Raw genomic sequence first — 16642 nt, 5'->3', positions numbered from 1 at the left:
GAGTTGATCATGGCTGTCACAGATTCGACCCCCGACGTCGACAGCGAGTGTCCGTCCGTACGCCGTGTAGTCACGGAAGGCTGATCGCTGACGTGGCAAGGTTCGATTCGTACATCGACACTCTCGGGAACACTCCACTCGTCGGCCTGCCCCGGCTGTCGCCACGCTGGAACGGCAGCAATCCGGTGCGGTTGTGGGCCAAGCTCGAGGATTACAATCCCACCGGTTCGATCAAGGATCGCCCGGCGCTGCGCATGATCGAGCAGGCCGAACGGGACGGCCGTCTGACCCCGGGGTCGACGATTCTCGAATCGACCAGCGGAAACACCGGCATCTCCCTGGCCATGGCCGCCAAATTGAAGGGCTACCAGCTGATCTGCGTGATGCCCGAGAACACGTCGATGGAACGCCGCCAGCTCCTGACGATGTTCGGCGCCCGGATCATCGACTCCCCGGCCGCCGGTGGTTCCAACGAGGCGGTCGCGGTCGCGATGCGACTGTCGGACGAGAATCCGGACTGGGTACTGCTCTACCAGTACGGCAACCCGGCCAACGCGATGGCGCACTACGAGACGACGGGCCCGGAGATCTTGCGGGACCTGCCCGAGATCACCCATTTCGTGGCGGGGCTCGGCACCACCGGAACCCTGATGGGGACGGGCCGGTTCCTCCGCGAACACGTCGACGGTGTCGAGATCGTCGCCGCGGAACCGCGCTTCGGGGAGATGGTCTGCGGTCTCCGCAACATCGAAGAGGGATTCGTCCCGGAGTTGTACGACGAGTCGGTGCTCACCCGCCGATTCCGGGTGCGCCACGCCGAGGCGATCCAGCGCACCCGCGAGCTGATCGACGTCGAGGGAATCTTCGCAGGCACGTCCACCGGCGCCAATCTCCATGCCGCACTCGACGTGGCGTCGTCCGCCGTCGAGTCGGGGCGGCGCGCCGACATCGCCTTCGTGGTCGCCGACGGCGGATGGAAATACCTCTCGACCGGAACCTACGACCCGCAGGTCCAGGTCCTCGAAGAGGCGTGGGAACGGTAACGGGGCCGGATCCACGGTAGATCAGCATGGTCAGGTCACATTTCCCCATCGGTTGTGAGGTCGACGCGCCAATTCCGTCGGAAGCTTTTTCCGAAACGGGTCGTCGTGGCAGCATGGCGGGTATGCGCATTACCGTCCTGGGATGTTCAGGGAGCGTCTCCGGACCAGACTCACCTGCATCGGGTTATCTGTTGACCGCGCCGGACACACCGCCGCTCGTACTCGACTTCGGACCCGGTGTCCTCGGTGCGCTCCAGCGGTTCGCCGATCCCGGCGAGGTGTCCGTCCTTCTCAGTCATCTGCACGCGGACCACTGCCTGGACCTCCCCGGACTCCTCGTCTGGCGTCGCTATCATCCGAACCCGCCGAAGGGGCGCGCCCTCGTCTACGGCCCGTCCGACACCGCTCGCCGGATCGGCGTCGCGTCCGCCGAGTGCGGCGGCGACATCGACGACATCTCCGACACGATCGATCTGCGCCACTGGGCCGACGGCGAACCGGTCACGGTCGGCGATCTCACCATCACGGCCCGGCGGGTCAACCACCCGCCCGAGGCCTACGGGTTCCGCCTGACCAACGGTGCCGGACGGACCCTCGTCTACACCGGCGACACCGGCATGTGCGAAGAAGTGATCGAACTCGCCCGCGACGCCGATGTGCTGCTCGCCGAGGCGTCGTGGACACACGGCCCGGACCGGCCCGAAGGAATCCACCTCTCGGGCACCGAGGCCGGCCAGGTCGCGCACCGCGCGGGTGTCGCCGAACTGCTACTCACCCACATCCCGCCGTGGACGTCCCGCGAAGACGTCATCGCCGAGGCCAAGGCCGAATTCTCCGGTCCCGTGCACGCAGTGTCCGCGGGCGGCGTCTACACCGTCTGACGCCGTGTCCGCGCCCCACCCGGGGACGACTAGGCTCTCCGCTGTGACCACACGAGAAGACGGCAGGGCGGACGACGAACTCCGCGAGGTCAAGATCACCCGAGGCTTCACCACTCATCCCGCGGGATCGGTGCTGGTGGAATTCGGAAACACCCGGGTGATGTGCACCGCCAGCGTCGAGGACGGCGTTCCCCGCTGGCGTCAGGGCTCCGGGCTCGGCTGGCTGACCGCCGAATACGCCATGCTGCCCGCCGCCACCCACACCCGCAGCGGCCGAGAGTCCGTCAAGGGCAAGGTCGGGGGACGCACCCAGGAGATCAGCCGTCTCGTCGGACGCTCCCTCCGCGCGTGCATCGATCTCGCCGCCATCGGTGAGAACACCATCGCCCTCGACTGCGACGTCCTGCAGGCCGACGGCGGAACCCGCACCGCCGCCATCACCGGCGCCTACGTGGCCCTCGTCGACGCGGTGACCTACCTCCGTGCCGCAGGCCGCCTCGCCGACCCTCAGCCCATCTCCTGTGGCATCGCCGCGGTGAGTGTGGGCGTCGTCGACGGCCGTGTGCGCCTCGACCTGCCGTACGAGGAGGACTCGCGCGCCGAGGTCGACATGAACGTGGTGGCCACCGACACCGGTACTCTCGTCGAGATCCAGGGCACCGGCGAAGGCGCAACCTTCCCGCGGAGCACGCTCGACAAACTGCTGGATTCCGCACTCGCAGGCTGCGAGCAGTTGTTCGAGATCCAGAAGGCGGCACTCGAACTGCCCTATCCTGGTGAGCTTCCCGAGCCGAAGGTCCCGGAGACGTCGAAGAAGAAGTTCGGGAGTTAGACCGGTGCCGGAAACCACACGGGTGCTGGTGGCCAGCCGCAACGCGAAGAAGCTCCGGGAGCTGCATCGCGTGCTCGCGGCGGCCGGTGTCGACGGGATCGAACTGGTGGGGCTCGACGCCGTGCCCGAGTACCCCGAGGCCCCCGAAACCGGTGCGACGTTCGAGGAGAACGCCCTCGCGAAAGCGCGCGACGGTGCCGCCGCCACCGGATTGCCCTGCGTCGCAGACGATTCCGGAATCGAGGTGGACGCGCTGAACGGTATGCCCGGAATCCTGTCCGCCCGGTGGTCGGGCACGCACGGCAACGATCCGGCGAACACCGCACTGGTTCTGGCTCAGCTTGCCGACGTTCCCGAAGACCGCAGGGGTGCGGCGTTCGTCTCGGCGTGCGCGCTCGTGGTACCCGGCGGCGAGGAAACGGTGGTCCGGGGCGAATGGCGGGGCAGCGTCGCCGGTGAGCCGGTCGGCGACGGTGGATTCGGCTACGACCCGGTGTTCGTGCCCGAAGGGGACACTCGATCGGCCGCCCAGCTCTCACCCGAGGAGAAGGATGCCTCCTCGCACCGGGGGCGGGCGCTCGTCCAACTCGTCCCCGCCCTGGCGGCGCTCTCCGGACGCTGACACTCGCTACCCTGCAGGGGCACACATTCCGCTGCAGGGCAGGAGGGTCGTATGTCCCCGACGATGGTGCCGCAGACACGGCTCGGCTGGCTGACCTACGTGATCGCGATGATCACCGGTCAGCCGGTCGTCATGTGACGGAGCCCAGCGGCCCGATCAGAGATCGAAGTCGCGGCGGACCTGCTTGGTCCGCTGATGTTCCACATAGAACGACAGGAACGGAATGGTGCCCGCCAGGAGCGTCCCGACCGTCCGGCCCGCGGGCCAGCGCACCTTGACCGCCAGGTCCAGAGTCACCAGCAGGTAGACGAAGTACACCCAGCCGTGGACCACGGCGATCCAGGTGGGCAGGTTGTCGACCTTGAAGATGTACTTGGCGACCATCTCTGCGGTGAGGACCAGCAGCCACACACCGGTGGCGTAGGCGAGGACGCGGTAGCGCAGGAGCGCGGGGGCGATCTTCTTCTGCTTCGCGGTATCTGCGACCGAACCGGCAGTCGTCTCGTCTTGGCCCGTGCTCACGTGGTGCTCCTATCGGTCTCGCGAGCGGACAGCTCGGCGAGGTACTGGTTGTACTGCGAAATCTGCAGGCTCTCGAGGTCGTCCGGATCGTCGTCCTCGGCCGCCGCGGGGCGCGGGGGCAAGACGTCGGCCGGGATTTCCCGCAGTTCGGCGGACGCGGCCGGGACGTCCGTGGTGTCTGCCGGCTCGGCGTCCTCGAGCTGCACGAAGCGCCGGTAGGCGTAGACGAGGAACGCCGCGAACAGCGGCCACTGGAATGCGTACCCGAGATTCTGGCCCGTTCCGCCCACCGCTTCGAACCGTGTCCACTGCCACCAGCCGAGTGCGAGGCACCCGACAGCCCCGACGACCACCAACAGGATCAGCGCGGGGCGGCGTTGCTTACGGTTACCGGACACGTAACGACGGTACCTGAATCGCTGAATGCGCTGCTAGGAGAGGTTGCCGCTATGGCGGCGGTCACAGGCTCGCCCGCGACGGTCGAGCTGGCCGGGGCACACGGCCACCGAATCGGCACACAGCCGAGAAGTGCGCGAGGGGGGACTCGAACCCCCACGTCCTTTCGGACACCAGGACCTAAACCTGACGCGGCTGCCAAATTACGCCACTCGCGCGCGAAGCACAGACTACGCCATGGGCGCGACGCTCCGGCGCACCCACGTCAGCCGGTGCGTTCGCCGCCGTTCCCGATATTTCGCCCCGCCCAGGTTGCAGTCTGGCTGTGGCAGTTGGGGCACAGGAAGCGAACTTCCTCCAACCGGGAATCGGACGGGTCACCCCTTATGTGATCTACGTGCAGGATCAGTGGGAGTCCGCACCAGTCGTCACCGAGTCCGCAGAGAACGCATTTGTACTCGACGCCGGCCTCGATCAGGGCGCCGCGCAACAGGTGAGGTGCAACGCGCCTGCTGTCGGCCGGGCGCCGGACCAGGATCTCCTGCCACGTCATTCAGTTTCGGGGCCGCAGGTGCCCGTGCGTCCCACCCGCGGGTTTCAGTCCGAGGTAGTGCATGACGCCTGCCACGCTCGTCGATTCATCGACTGCCCGTTGCAGAACATCCTTCGTGTACTTCATCTCGCACCTGCGGCCCGCCGCTGCCGGCGCTGGTATCGCCAGATCGCATGGGTGAAGGTGGCGGGCGTGATCTCGAGCCGCGCCGCCGCGGCGGCGACGAGGTCTTCGGCGTCTGCAGTCGATGGGGGTGATTCGAGCGCGAGTGTCTCGACGAGGAAATCGCACACCAACTGGTGAGATGCGGCCGTGCGGACGCCGAGTTGCATGGCGAAGCATTCCCAGGTGGCCGCCCCGAACCCGGGCACGGTGACGACGGCGTACCGCTGCGCGTCGTCGCTGCGGAGATCCGCGGAGGTAGAGCAGCCCAGTTCGGTGAGCGAGTGTGCGGCCGTGGCGACGGCTTGGGCCTTGGTGGTGTAGTTCCCCGGTACCCGCTGCCGGTTGTTCAGGACCGCCGGGAGGCCCTCGGGTTCGTCGGCGTGCGCGGCGAGTGCGGTGAGGTCGTCGAGGGGCGCGCCGCGGTGATCGCGCCAGCGGGTGATGACGGCGCGGACTCCGGTGGTGGGCGTGCCGTACGTCGCGCGGGCGGAGAAGGCGGCGTCGAGGAGGGCGGCTTCGATCTCGTGCGGCCAGCCGTCCGTCCAGTGCGGCCACGACTCTCGCGGTAGTTCGGCGTCGATGTGATCGAGTAGGGCGCGGACGTGGGCTGTGGTCATTTCTTCCCCCCGGAGAATGGCTGTCGGCTGTTCCCGGAATCGAACATTAGTGCGAGGGTCCGACAGGTTCGCTTTCGTCGCGCTCCGGACCCGGTTTCGAGGGCGCATACGTGCATGAACCTGGGACTTCGTCAAGGTAGTAACGAATTGATAACGATTAATGTGAGGCTTTCCTCAGGTTCTTGGACGTCCTTGCACCGCCTACGTCCAGCGCGGACGTGATCTACCCGTCAGTCACTTCGCGGTAGGTCTGTGAGGGACATCACGCGATATTTCTCCGATGTGCGGCTGTGACGCCGCTGCGGCTCGTGAACGTGAGGAAATCCTCATGATTCTGTGTCAACCTTGAGCAGCCCGGAAGAGCTGATCAGAGCCGATACAGCAGGCACACGATGCCGAGGGCAGCAGACAGCAATCCCCACCTCCCCCCAGAGGGGACCAGGAGAGGACATACGCGTGACGATTGACGACACGACACCCGCAGGAAACGGAAGCAACTCGAAGGGTTCGCGGCGCATCGGCGTAGACCGGGACGACACTCGGTCGTCGAGCAAGGGCACCCTGGTGGATCGTCTGCTCGGAGGTGAGCCGTACGCGCTCGCCTTCGGCGGTCAGGGCGCACCCTGGCTGAGCTCGCTCGAGGAACTGAGCCGCGACAACGGACTCGAGCCGGCACTCACCACCCTCGTCAACGACGCGGCCGACTTCCTCGCCCCCGTGGCGCAGGAGCTGCTCGTCGTGCGCCCGGTCGGATTCGACCCCATCGCATGGATCCTCGAGCAGGAACTCGCCGACGAAGAGGACGACGCCCAGGCGTCCGGACCTTCCGCGGCAGCGCTCACCTCGGCGGCGGTGTCCCTCCCCGGCGTCTTCCTCACCCAGATCGCAGCGCTGCGTGCGCTGGCAGCTCAGGGCCTCGATCCCGCGGTTACGGCTCCCGTGTCGGTGATCGGCCACTCCCAGGGACTCCTCGCCGCTGAGGCCGTCGCCTCCTCCGGTCAGAAGGACGGCGAACTCCTCGCCCTCGCTCAGCTCATCGGTGCTGCCGCCGGTCTGGTCGGCCGTCGTCGCGGAGTCATCTCCGCCGCCGACGCCACCCCGATGCTGGCCGTCTCCAATGTCGATCCGGAACGGCTCCGTCAGATCGTCGAGGAGCTCGCCGAGGGCCTCGAGCCCGAGCGCGCAGCGGTTCTCGGCATCCGCAACGCCCGTCGCCGCGTCGTCCTGTCCGGCCCGCCCGCCCAGCTGGCACGCGTCCAGCAGCGGTGCGAGCAGATCGAGGCCGACGAGGCCCGTGAGCGCGACGCCAAGAAGCGTGGCGGCTCCATCTTCGCGCCCGTCTTCGAGCCCCTTGCGGTCGAGATCGGCTTCCACCACCCCGCACTCGCGGAGACGATCGACATCGTCGGCCAGTGGGCCGTGCGCTGCGGTCTCGACGAGGAGAAGGCCCGTGCCCTCACGAGCGCCTGCCTCGTCGATCCCGTCGACTGGGTCGCGGCCGTCGACAGCACCATCGAAGCCGGTGCCGGATGGATCCTCGACCTCGGACCCGGTGACCTCCTCACCCGCATGACGTCGGCCAGTGTTCGCGGCCAGGGCGTCGGGATCGTCGCCGCCGCGACCCGTGGCGGTCACCGCAACCTGCTGACCCCGGGCGCAACCCCCGAGGTTCCCGCCGCGTGGACCGAGTTTCTCCCGAAGCCGGTGTCGCTGCCGGGCGGACGCATCGGCGTCGAGACCGCCTTCACGAAGCTGACCGGTCGTTCGCCGATCCTGCTCGCGGGCATGACCCCGACCACGGTCGACCCGAAGATCGTCGCCGCTGCCGCCAACGCAGGCCACTGGGCCGAGCTCGCCGGCGGTGGCCAGGTCACCGAGCAGATCTTCGCCGACAACGTCGAGAAGCTCACCGGGCTGCTCGAGCCGGGCCGCGCCGTGCAGTTCAACTCGATGTTCCTCGACCCCTACCTGTGGAAGCTCCACGTCGGTGGCAAGCGCCTCGTCCCGAAGGCCCGCGCAGCCGGTGCCCCCTTCGACGGCGTCGTCGTCACCGCAGGCATCCCCGAGCTCGAGGACGCCGTCTCGATCATCGACGACCTGGTCGAGGGTGGATTCAGCTACGTCGCGTTCAAGCCGGGCACGGTCGCGCAGATCCGCTCCGTCATCCGCATCGCCAACGAGGTTCCCTCGTTCCCCGTCATCGCCCACATCGAGGGCGGCCGCGCCGGTGGCCACCACTCGTGGGAGGACCTGGACGACCTGCTCCTCGACACCTACGCCGAGCTGCGTACCCGGCCGAACCTGGTCCTGTGCGTCGGTGGCGGCATCGGCACGCCCGAGCAGGCTGCCGACTACCTGACCGGCCGCTGGTCCGTCGCGCACGGTTTCCCGGCGATGCCGCTGGACGGCATCCTGGTCGGCACCGCCGCCATGGCCACCCTCGAGGCGACCACGTCTCCCGATGTCAAGCAGCTCCTCGTCGACACCCCCGGCACCCCGGACTGGGTCGGTGCGGGCACCGCCGAGGGCGGCATGGCCTCCGGCCGTAGCCAGCTCGGCGCCGACATCCACGAGATCGACAACGCCGCGTCCCGCACCGGCCGCCTGCTCGACGAGGTCGCCGGCGACGCCGACGCCGTCGCCGAGCGTCGCGACGAGATCATCGAGGCCCTGAACGTCACGGCGAAGCCGTTCTTCGGCGACGTCGCGACGATGACGTACGAGCAGTGGCTGCGCCGCTACCTCGAGCTGGCCGTCGGCATCGACGCGGCGAAGGCATTCGACTGCGGCACCGACCTCCAGGACGCCATCGTCGAGGCCACCGAGAGCCCGTGGCTCGACATCACCTGGCGTGCGCGCTTCGGTGAGATGCTGCAGCGCACCGAGTCGCGTCTGCACCCGGTCGACCGCGGACCCATCCCCACCCTGTTCGCCGACGAGGCGATCCTCGAGCGTCCCGAGGCGGCAATCTGCGCCCTGCAGGCCCAGTACCCCGACTACGCGACCACGGTTCTGCACCCCGCGGACGTGTCGTTCTTCGTCTCGCTGTGCAAGACCCCCGGCAAGCCGGTCAACTTCGTGCCCGTCGTCGACGGTGACGTCCGCCGCTGGTGGCGTTCCGACTCGCTGTGGCAGGCGCACGATCCCCGCTACACCGCGGACCAGGTCTGCGTCATCCCCGGCACCGTCGCCGTCGCAGGCATCACGCGGGCCGACGAGCCCGTCGGCGAGCTGCTGGACCGCTTCGAGAAGGCCACCTACGACGAGCTGGTCACCGCCGGCGCCGAGCCGCAGTCGCTGCCCGCACGTCGTCACGCGGACATCGCCCGCGGCCTCCTCGACACCGTTCTCTCGGCTCCCGACATCCAGTGGGCCTCGCGCCTGACCCTCAACCCGGTTCGCCGGCTCGGTGACCTCGACAAGTGGTCGGTCGAGTCCGACACCCGCGCGGTCCACGAGACCACCGGTGCCGAGCTGTCCGTGATCGAGGACCGCCAGGTGCTCCTCACCGTCCCGCTGGTCGCAGGCAAGTCGGTCGAGATCACCATCACCGTTCCCGCGTCCGTCGTCGACGGTGGCGCCCCCGTGGTCACCGAGGCCGACGCCGAGAAGTCCATGACGGCTCTCCTCGCGGTCGCGGCCGGTCAGGAACTGCCCGCCGTCAAGAACGGTGTCGCACGGCTCAACCTGGCGTGGACCCCCGACCTGGTCGCCGACCACGCCGGTGTCACCGGTTCGGGTCTGCCCACGACGCTGAGTGTGAGCGGCAAGGCCGTTCCGGACGTGGTCGTCGGCGCCTGCTGGCCGGCCGTGTTCGCCGTGCTCGGTGCCGCCAAGACCGAGGACTCGCTCTCCGTCATCGAGGGCATGCTCGACCTGGTCCACCTGGACCACAGCGTCGACTTCGTCGGCGAACTGCCCTCGGAGACCAGCATTCTCGTCGTCAAGGCCGAGGTCGCCTCGGTTCTCGACACCGATCTGGGCCGCGTCGTCGAGGTCAAGGTCGAGGTCGGCGCCATGCTCGGCGAGGGCCTGGACGCGCCTGCCGTCGTCACCCTGTCGGAGCGCTTCGCGATCCGCGGCCGCACCGGCAAGGGCGAACTGTCCGACCCGGCCCGCGCCGGTGGCTCGCTCAGTGACGCGGCCGTCGACACCCCGCGTCGTCGTCGCCGCGACACCACGATCGTGGCTCCCCGCAACATGGGCTCCTTCGCCCAGGTGTCGGGCGACCACAACCCGATCCACACCTCCGACAACGCGGCACTGCTCGCCGGCCTCGGCAGCCCGATCGTGCACGGCATGTGGCTCTCCGCCGCCGCCCAGCAGGTCGTCACCGCCGTGGACCCGGCCGAGACCAAGACGCCGCCGCGTCGCCTCACCGCGTGGACCGCACGCTTCCTCGGCATGGTCCGCCCCGGCGCCGAGATCGACGTCCGCGTCGACCGCATCGCCACCGACCGCGGTGCCGAGATCGTCGAGGTCGGCTGCCGCATCGACGGTGACCTCGTGATGGTCGCCACCGGTCGCACGTCCGCCCCGAAGACCGTCTACGCGTTCCCCGGACAGGGCATCCAGCGTCCGGGCATGGGCCTCGACGCCCGCGCCCGCTCCAAGGCCGCCCGCGAGATCTGGGACCGCGCCGACAAGCACACCCGCAAGGCCCTCGGCTTCTCGATCCTCGCCGTGGTCCGCGACAACCCGACGGTCGTCAAGGCGCGTGGCATCGAGCACAAGCACCCGGACGGTGTCCTGCACCTGACCCAGTTCACCCAGGTCGCGATGGCGACTCTCGGTGTGGCTCAGGTCGCCGAGCTCCGTGAGTCCGGCGCGTTCGTCGAGGGTGCCCTGCTCGCAGGCCACTCGGTCGGTGAGTACAACGCTCTCGCCGCCGTCGCCGGTGTGCTGCCTCTGGAAGCCGTTCTCGAGGTGGTCTTCCAGCGTGGCTCCGCGATGCACGCACTCGTTCCCCGCGACGAGGCAGGCCGCTCCGACTACCGGATGGCTGCCATCCGCCCGTCGCAGATCGGTCTGGCCGACGACGACGTCGAGGCGTTCGTCGCCGGTGTCGCCGAGGAGACCGGTGAGTTCCTGCAGATCGTGAACCTGAACCTGCGTGGCTCGCAGTACGCCATCGCGGGCACGGTCGCCGGGCTCAACGCGCTGGAGACGCAGATCGACATCCGCCGTGAGGCTTTCGGCGGCAAGCGCGCGTACATCATGGTCCCGGGCATCGACGTCCCGTTCCACTCGACGGTGCTGCGTGGCGGTGTCGACGACTTCCGTGGACGTCTCGAGGAACTGCTTCCGCAGGACATCGACCCGGCCATCCTGATCGGGCGCTACATCCCGAACCTGGTGCCCAAGCCGTTCTCCCTGGAGAAGGAGTTCGTGCAGGAGATCGCCGACCTGGTGCCGTCGAAGCCCCTCGACAAGGTGCTGAAGGACTTCGACTCCTGGGCGAAGAAGCCGGTTCAGCTCACCCGCGTCGTCCTCACCGAGCTCCTGGCCTGGCAATTCGCCAGCCCGGTGCGCTGGATCGAGACGCAGGACCTGCTGTTCGCCGACGAGTCCGAGGGTGGACTGGGTGTCGAGCGGTTCGTCGAGATCGGTCTGGGCTCGGTCCCGACCGTCGCGAACCTCGCGTCGCAGACCCTCAAGCTGCCGGGCCGCTTCGGCTACCCGGTCGAGGTCCTCAACATCGAGCGTGAAGCCGCGATCGTGTACTCCACCGACGTCGATCCGGCGCCGGTCGAGGACGACGAGCCGGCCGCACCCGCAGCCGAGGCTCCCGCCGCATCGGCCGCACCCGCCGCGGCTCCGGCCCCGGCAGCCGCACCGTCCGGTGGACCGCGTCCCGACGACATCGCGTTCAAGGCCGCCGACGCCACCAAGGTCCTGATCAGCCTGTGGACGAAGCTCCGCCCCGACCAGGTCGGCCCCGTCGACACGATCGAGGCGCTGTGCGACGGCGTGTCCTCGCGGCGTAACCAGCTGCTCGTCGACCTCGGCTCCGAGCTCTCGCTCGGCGCGATCGACGGTGCCGCGGACGCCGACATGGGCTCGCTCGCCGGCACGGTCGACTCCCTGGCCCGCACGTACAAGCCGTTCGGCCCGGTGCTGTCCGACTCGATCAACGACCACCTCCGCAAGGTCTTCGGCCCCTCGGGTCGTCGTCCCGCGGCCATCGCGGACCGTGTGAAGAAGGTCTGGGAACTCGGCGACGGCTGGGCGTACCACGTCACCGCCGAGGTGGCGCTCGGAACCCGCGACGGTTCCAGCATCCGTGGTGGTGACCTCGGCGGCCTGGCCGGCGGCGGTCTCGCCGACGGTGCCGCAGTGGACGCCGTCATCGACAGCGCAGTGGCCGCAGTGGCCTCGCGCCGCGGAATCAGCGTCTCCCTCCCGTCCTCGGGCGGCGGAGCCGGTGGCACCGTCGACGCAGCGGCGCTGGGTGAGTTCACCGAGCACATCACGGGCCGCGACGGCGTGCTGGCCTCGGCTGCCCGCCTCGTGCTCGAGCAGCTCGGCTTCGCCGGTGACACGGCGGCTGCAGCGCAGCCGACGGACACCGAACTCGTCGACCTGGTGTCGGCGGAACTCGGTTCCGACTGGCCGCGACTGGTCGCTCCCGCGTTCGACGCCAAGCGGGCGGTGCTCCTCGACGACCGCTGGGCCAGCGCACGTGAGGACCTGGCTCGTCTGTGGATCGACGCGGCAGGCTCCGAGTCCCTCGAGATCGAAGGCTTCGCCGGTGCAGGCAAGTCCGTTGCGGCGCAGGCCGCATGGTGGCAGGCCCGCGCAACCGACGAGGGTCGCACGGCTCTGGCCGAGAAGTACGGACGCATCGCGGAGGCGGCAGTCGTCGTCACCGACGAGACCCCGGAATGGGCAGACCAGGTCGCCGTCGTCACCGGCGCCAGCAAGGGCTCCATCGCGGCCTCGGTCGCAGGGAAGCTCCTCGCCGGCGGCGCGACGGTCTTCGTGACCACCTCGCGTCTCGACGACAAGCGTCTCGGCTTCTACCGCGACCTGTACCGCCGCAATGCCCGCGCCGGTGCCGCCCTGTGGGTGGTTCCCGCGAACATGGCGTCCTACACGGACATCGACGCACTCATCGAGTGGATCGGTGAAGCCCAGTACGAGACGGCCGGTGGATCGAAGAAGCTGGTCAAGGAAGCGGTCACCCCGACGCTGCTGTTCCCGTTCGCCGCGCCCCGCGTGGCAGGCGACCTCGCCGACGCCGGCGCCCGCGCCGAAATGGAGATGCGTGTACTCCTGTGGTCGGTGGAGCGCCTGATCGGCGGACTGTCGAAGATCGGTTACGACCGTGACGTCGACACCCACCTGCACGTCGTGCTGCCCGGTTCCCCGAACCGCGGTCTGTTCGGTGGCGACGGCGCGTACGGCGAGGCCAAGGCCGCGCTGGACGCAGTGGTCGGCCGCTGGAAGGCCGAGCGGAACTGGGCCGAGCGCGTCACCCTGGTGCACGCTCTCATCGGCTGGGTCCGCGGAACCGGCCTGATGGGCGGCAACGACCCGCTGGTCGAGGCCGTCGAAGGCGCCGGAGTCCGTACCTGGTCCACCCAGGAAATGGCCACCGAGCTGCTGCAGTGGTGCGAGCCCGAGGCACGTCGCCTCGCCTCCACCGAGCCGCTCGCGGCCGATCTGACCGGTGGGCTCGCCCAGGCGAACCTGGATCTGCCCGCTCTGGCGAAGCAGGCTCAGGACGCTGCGGCTGCCGCCGCCGAGGCCGACGAGGTCGCGGAGGCGCTCGACACCATCGCGGCCCTGCCCGCCCCGCCGCGGGTCTCCGCGTCGGTGACTCCGGCCTGGTCCGGCGTCACTGCGGCTCCGGAGGACCTCGTCGTCATCGTCGGCGCCGGTGAGCTCGGACCGTTCGGTTCCTCGCGCACCCGCTTCGAGATGGAGGTCGACGAAGAGCTTTCGGCGGCAGGCGTTCTCGAACTCGCCTGGAACACCGGACTCGTCGTGTGGGAGACCACGCCGTCCGCAGGCTGGTACGACGCCGAGACCGGGGAACTGGTTCCGGAGGCCGAGATCGCAGACCGGTACCACGACACGGTCGTCGAGAACTGCGGCATCCGTCGCTACGTCGACGACGGCGCCATGATCGAGAACACCGCACCGCTGCTCACGTCGGTCTTCCTCGACAAGGACCTGAGCTTCGTGGTCAGCACCGAGGCGGAGGCACTCGCCTTCGTCGAGGCCGACCCGGAGAACACGGTCGCGGCACCGGTTCCGGACAGCGGTGACTGGCAGGTCACCCGCCGTGCGGGCACCGAGATCCGCGTCCCCCGCAAGATGAAGCTCACGCGCAGCGTGGGTGGCCAGATCCCGACCGGCTTCGACGTCACCAAGTGGGGCATCCCCGCCGACATGGCCGACTCCGTCGACCGGGTGGGCCTGTGGAACATCGTCGCCACGGTGGACGCGTTCCTCACCGGTGGGTTCACGCCCAGCGAACTGCTGCGGTGGGTGCACCCCTCGCTGGTCGCCAACACCCAGGGCACCGGCATGGGCGGCATGACCTCCATGAGGTCGCTATACATCGACACGCTGCTCGGTGAGAACCGGCCGAACGACATCCTGCAGGAAGCCCTGCCGAATGTGATTGCGGCGCACGTGGTCCAGTCCTACGTCGGCGGTTACGGCGCCATGGTCCACCCGGTTGCGGCGTGCGCCACGGCTGCGGTGTCCGTCGAGGAGGGCGTCGACAAGATCAAGCTCGGCAAGGCACAGCTCGTGGTCGCCGGCGGTTTCGACGACCTCAGCGCGGAGGGCATCATCGGATTCGGTGACATGTCCGCCACGGCCAAGACCGAGGACATGCGGGCCAAGGGCATCGACGACCGTCGATTCTCGCGGGCCAACGACCGTCGTCGCGGCGGCTTCGTCGAGTCGCAGGGTGGTGGCACCATCCTGCTGGCCCGTGGTGACCTGGCACTCGAGATGGGCCTGCCCGTCCTCGGTGTGGTCGCCTACGCCGGGTCGTTCGCGGACGGTGTCCACACGTCGATCCCGGCTCCCGGAATCGGTGCGCTCGGCGCGGGTCGTGGGGGAGCGGATTCGCAGCTCGCCCAGTCCCTCGGCAAGCTCGGTGTCAGTGCCGACGACATCTCGGTGATCTCCAAGCACGACACGTCCACCGCGGCCAACGACCCCAATGAGGCGGAGCTGCACGAGCGCCTCGCCGGGGCACTCGGTCGCAGTGAAGGTGCACCGCTGTTCGTGATCTCGCAGAAGAGCCTCACCGGACACGCCAAGGGTGGTGCCGCAGCATTCCAGCTGATCGGTCTCTGCCAGGTGCTGGACCAGGGCATCGTGCCGCCGAACCGCAGCCTCGACTGCGTCGACGAGAAGATGGCCGAGTTCGAACACCTCGTGTGGGCCCGGGAGGCGCTCCGCTTCGGCGAGCAGTTCCCGCTGAAGGCCGGTCTGCTGACCAGCCTCGGCTTCGGGCACGTGTCGGGCATGGTCGCGGTCGTCCACTCGCAGGCGTTCGTCGAGGCCATCCCGGCCGACCGGCGTGAGGCGTACCTCGAGCAGGCACGCAAGCGCACCGTCGAGGGTCAGCGTCGTCTGGCGAAGGCCATGGTCGGCGGCGGCAGCCTGTACGAGCGTCCGGCGGATCGTCGCTTCGGCGGCGACAGCGTCCCGGCCGCCGCGTCCCGTCAGCTCGAGGCGGACGTCCTGCTCACCGAGGCCGCGCGCCTGGGTGCGGACGACGTGTACAGCTCGGGTCTGCCCGGCTGCAAGTAGGAACGACGGATGGGAGTTCTGGGGATCGGCTTCGATCTCGTGACGGTGTCGGAGTTCGCCGAGCAGCTGGACCGGCCAGGGACGGCCATGCTCGACAACTTCACACCGGGCGAGCGTCGGGACGCCGTGACCCGGAGCTCCGATCCGGCTAGACATTTCGCCGCCCGGTGGGCTGCGAAGGAGGCAGTGATCAAGGCCTGGTCCACGTCTCTCTTCGCCAGCCCGCCGGTGCTGCCCGAGATGATCCACCACCTGATCGAGGTGGTGACGGATGCGTGGGGGCGACCGAGCATCCGCTTGCGCGGGGACGTCGCCAAGCATCTGACCGATGTGAAGATTCACATCTCGCTCACCCACGACGGAGACATGGCCGGCGCGTTCGCCGTCATCGAATCCGTGTAGGCGCCTCCGGCGCTCGTGCGCCTTTCTGGTAGCTCCGGCAACCGGAAAGGCGCACGAGTGCGTAGCGCCTAGGTGGTGCGCGATTCCTTTTCGGCGACCAGCAGGTACGCCACCATCAGCCGTTTCAGTTCGGCGACGGCGTCCGCATGGCTCTGATTGTCCTGCACCGAGAAGTTGAGCATCGAGTACACGACGTGGACGAGCACCTCGGCCATCATCGTGCGCCGCTCCCGCGACGTCTGCGGGGTGAGCGGTGCCAGCATCCGCGAGACCTGCTCCGCGAACGCCTTCTCGTGGATGGCGCCGGTGGCGCGCGTCGAGGGCGTCGACTGCATCGCCAGCCACACCTCGCGCCTCGACGGATCAGATGTCCACAGCCCAGCCATGTGGTCGACGAACGAATTGAGGAACCGCAGCCAGTCGAGGGACGGGACCTCGCCGTTGAACTGGGCGATCTCGTGCTGCACGCCGACGAGGTCCTGCCGGTTGAGCTCGCAGACGATCACGTATTTGTTCGCGAAGAACTGGTAGAGCGTGCCGATCGGGACGTCCGCGCGGGCGGCGACCTCCTCGCACGTGAACGATTCGAATCCCACGTCCACCAGCAACTCCCGCGATGCCGCGAGCAGTGCGTCGAACTTGCGGCGGCTACGTTCCTGGGTCGGACGTCTGCGCGGCAGGAGTTCCTGCGGGTCCGACTGCAGCTCCAACGCCGGATCCACACGGCGCGGCGCTTGCTTGCTGACTGAAGACTCCACCGCCCCAGGCTATCCGTCTTTCGTCCGGATTCCGAAGATCCCTCCCGGTGACGCGTCGGGTTTCACCTGGG

The 16642-nt window shown here is 68.8% G+C and carries 10 protein-coding genes, 1 tRNA gene and 1 pseudogene; 6 read left to right on the top strand and 6 right to left on the bottom strand.

Annotated elements, in window-relative coordinates:
- Positions 1-92: 92 nt before the first annotated feature.
- The 4 genes from P3H15_RS22340 to rdgB all read left to right on the top strand — a co-directional run bounded on the left by P3H15_RS22340 (position 93) and on the right by rdgB (position 3378).
- Positions 93-1043 carry a PLP-dependent cysteine synthase family protein gene (locus P3H15_RS22340; protein WP_276139242.1) on the top strand — a complete coding sequence of 317 codons (951 nt, stop codon included), beginning with the start codon at positions 93-95 and terminating at the stop codon, positions 1041-1043.
- A gap of 122 nt (positions 1044-1165) precedes the next feature.
- Positions 1166-1924 (top strand): cyclic nucleotide-degrading phosphodiesterase, encoded by a 759-nt coding sequence (locus P3H15_RS22335; RefSeq protein ID WP_276139241.1) that lies wholly within the window; start codon positions 1166-1168, stop codon positions 1922-1924.
- A 43-nt stretch (positions 1925-1967) separates the two neighbouring features.
- Entirely contained in the window at positions 1968-2756 is a 789-nt protein-coding gene (rph, locus tag P3H15_RS22330) for a ribonuclease PH (RefSeq protein ID WP_072947017.1), read from the top strand.
- A 4-nt stretch (positions 2757-2760) separates the two neighbouring features.
- Positions 2761-3378: an RdgB/HAM1 family non-canonical purine NTP pyrophosphatase gene (rdgB, locus tag P3H15_RS22325; protein WP_276139240.1), complete on the top strand. Its 618-nt coding sequence runs from the start codon at positions 2761-2763 to the stop codon at positions 3376-3378.
- A gap of 156 nt (positions 3379-3534) precedes the next feature.
- Here rdgB and P3H15_RS22320 read toward each other — a convergent pair whose 3' ends face one another.
- The 5 genes and pseudogenes from P3H15_RS22320 to P3H15_RS22300 form a co-directional block, all read right to left on the bottom strand.
- Positions 3535-3900, bottom strand: a complete 366-nt coding sequence (locus P3H15_RS22320; protein WP_095864954.1) for a DUF3817 domain-containing protein — start codon at positions 3898-3900, stop codon at positions 3535-3537.
- Positions 3897-4298, bottom strand: coding sequence for a transcriptional regulator (locus P3H15_RS22315; protein ID WP_276139239.1), 402 nt, complete (start codon positions 4296-4298; stop codon positions 3897-3899). The genes P3H15_RS22320 and P3H15_RS22315 overlap by 4 nt, the downstream gene beginning before the upstream one ends.
- A gap of 131 nt (positions 4299-4429) precedes the next feature.
- A tRNA-Leu gene (locus P3H15_RS22310) sits at positions 4430-4514 on the bottom strand.
- A 47-nt stretch (positions 4515-4561) separates the two neighbouring features.
- Positions 4562-4975 (bottom strand): annotated as a pseudogene (locus P3H15_RS22305) (HNH endonuclease).
- The gene (locus tag P3H15_RS22300) at positions 4972-5631 is read right to left on the bottom strand and encodes a hypothetical protein (RefSeq protein WP_276139238.1); all 660 of its coding nucleotides are present in this window, start codon (positions 5629-5631) and stop codon (positions 4972-4974) included. The pseudogene P3H15_RS22305 and the gene P3H15_RS22300 overlap by 4 nt, the downstream one beginning before the upstream one ends.
- 456 nt (positions 5632-6087) lie before the next feature.
- Between P3H15_RS22300 and P3H15_RS22295 the strand changes: the two genes are divergently transcribed.
- Together P3H15_RS22295 and P3H15_RS22290 are read left to right on the top strand one after the other, a co-directional pair.
- Positions 6088-15411 carry a type I polyketide synthase gene (locus P3H15_RS22295; protein ID WP_276139237.1) on the top strand — a complete coding sequence of 3108 codons (9324 nt, stop codon included), beginning with the start codon at positions 6088-6090 and terminating at the stop codon, positions 15409-15411.
- Positions 15412-15420: 9 nt separating this feature from the next.
- Positions 15421-15813 carry a holo-ACP synthase gene (locus P3H15_RS22290; RefSeq protein ID WP_009474123.1) on the top strand — a complete coding sequence of 131 codons (393 nt, stop codon included), beginning with the start codon at positions 15421-15423 and terminating at the stop codon, positions 15811-15813.
- A gap of 68 nt (positions 15814-15881) precedes the next feature.
- Here P3H15_RS22290 and P3H15_RS22285 read toward each other — a convergent pair whose 3' ends face one another.
- Entirely contained in the window at positions 15882-16571 is a 690-nt protein-coding gene (locus tag P3H15_RS22285) for a TetR family transcriptional regulator (protein WP_012688360.1), read from the bottom strand.
- Positions 16572-16642 lie beyond the last annotated feature (71 nt).

The organism is Rhodococcus sp. T2V (assembly GCF_029269925.1).
GTDB lineage: Bacteria > Actinomycetota > Actinomycetes > Mycobacteriales > Mycobacteriaceae > Rhodococcus_F > Rhodococcus_F koreensis.
The sequence above is the reverse complement of the archived record's forward strand: the minus strand, read 5'-3'. Positions and strand labels throughout refer to the sequence as shown.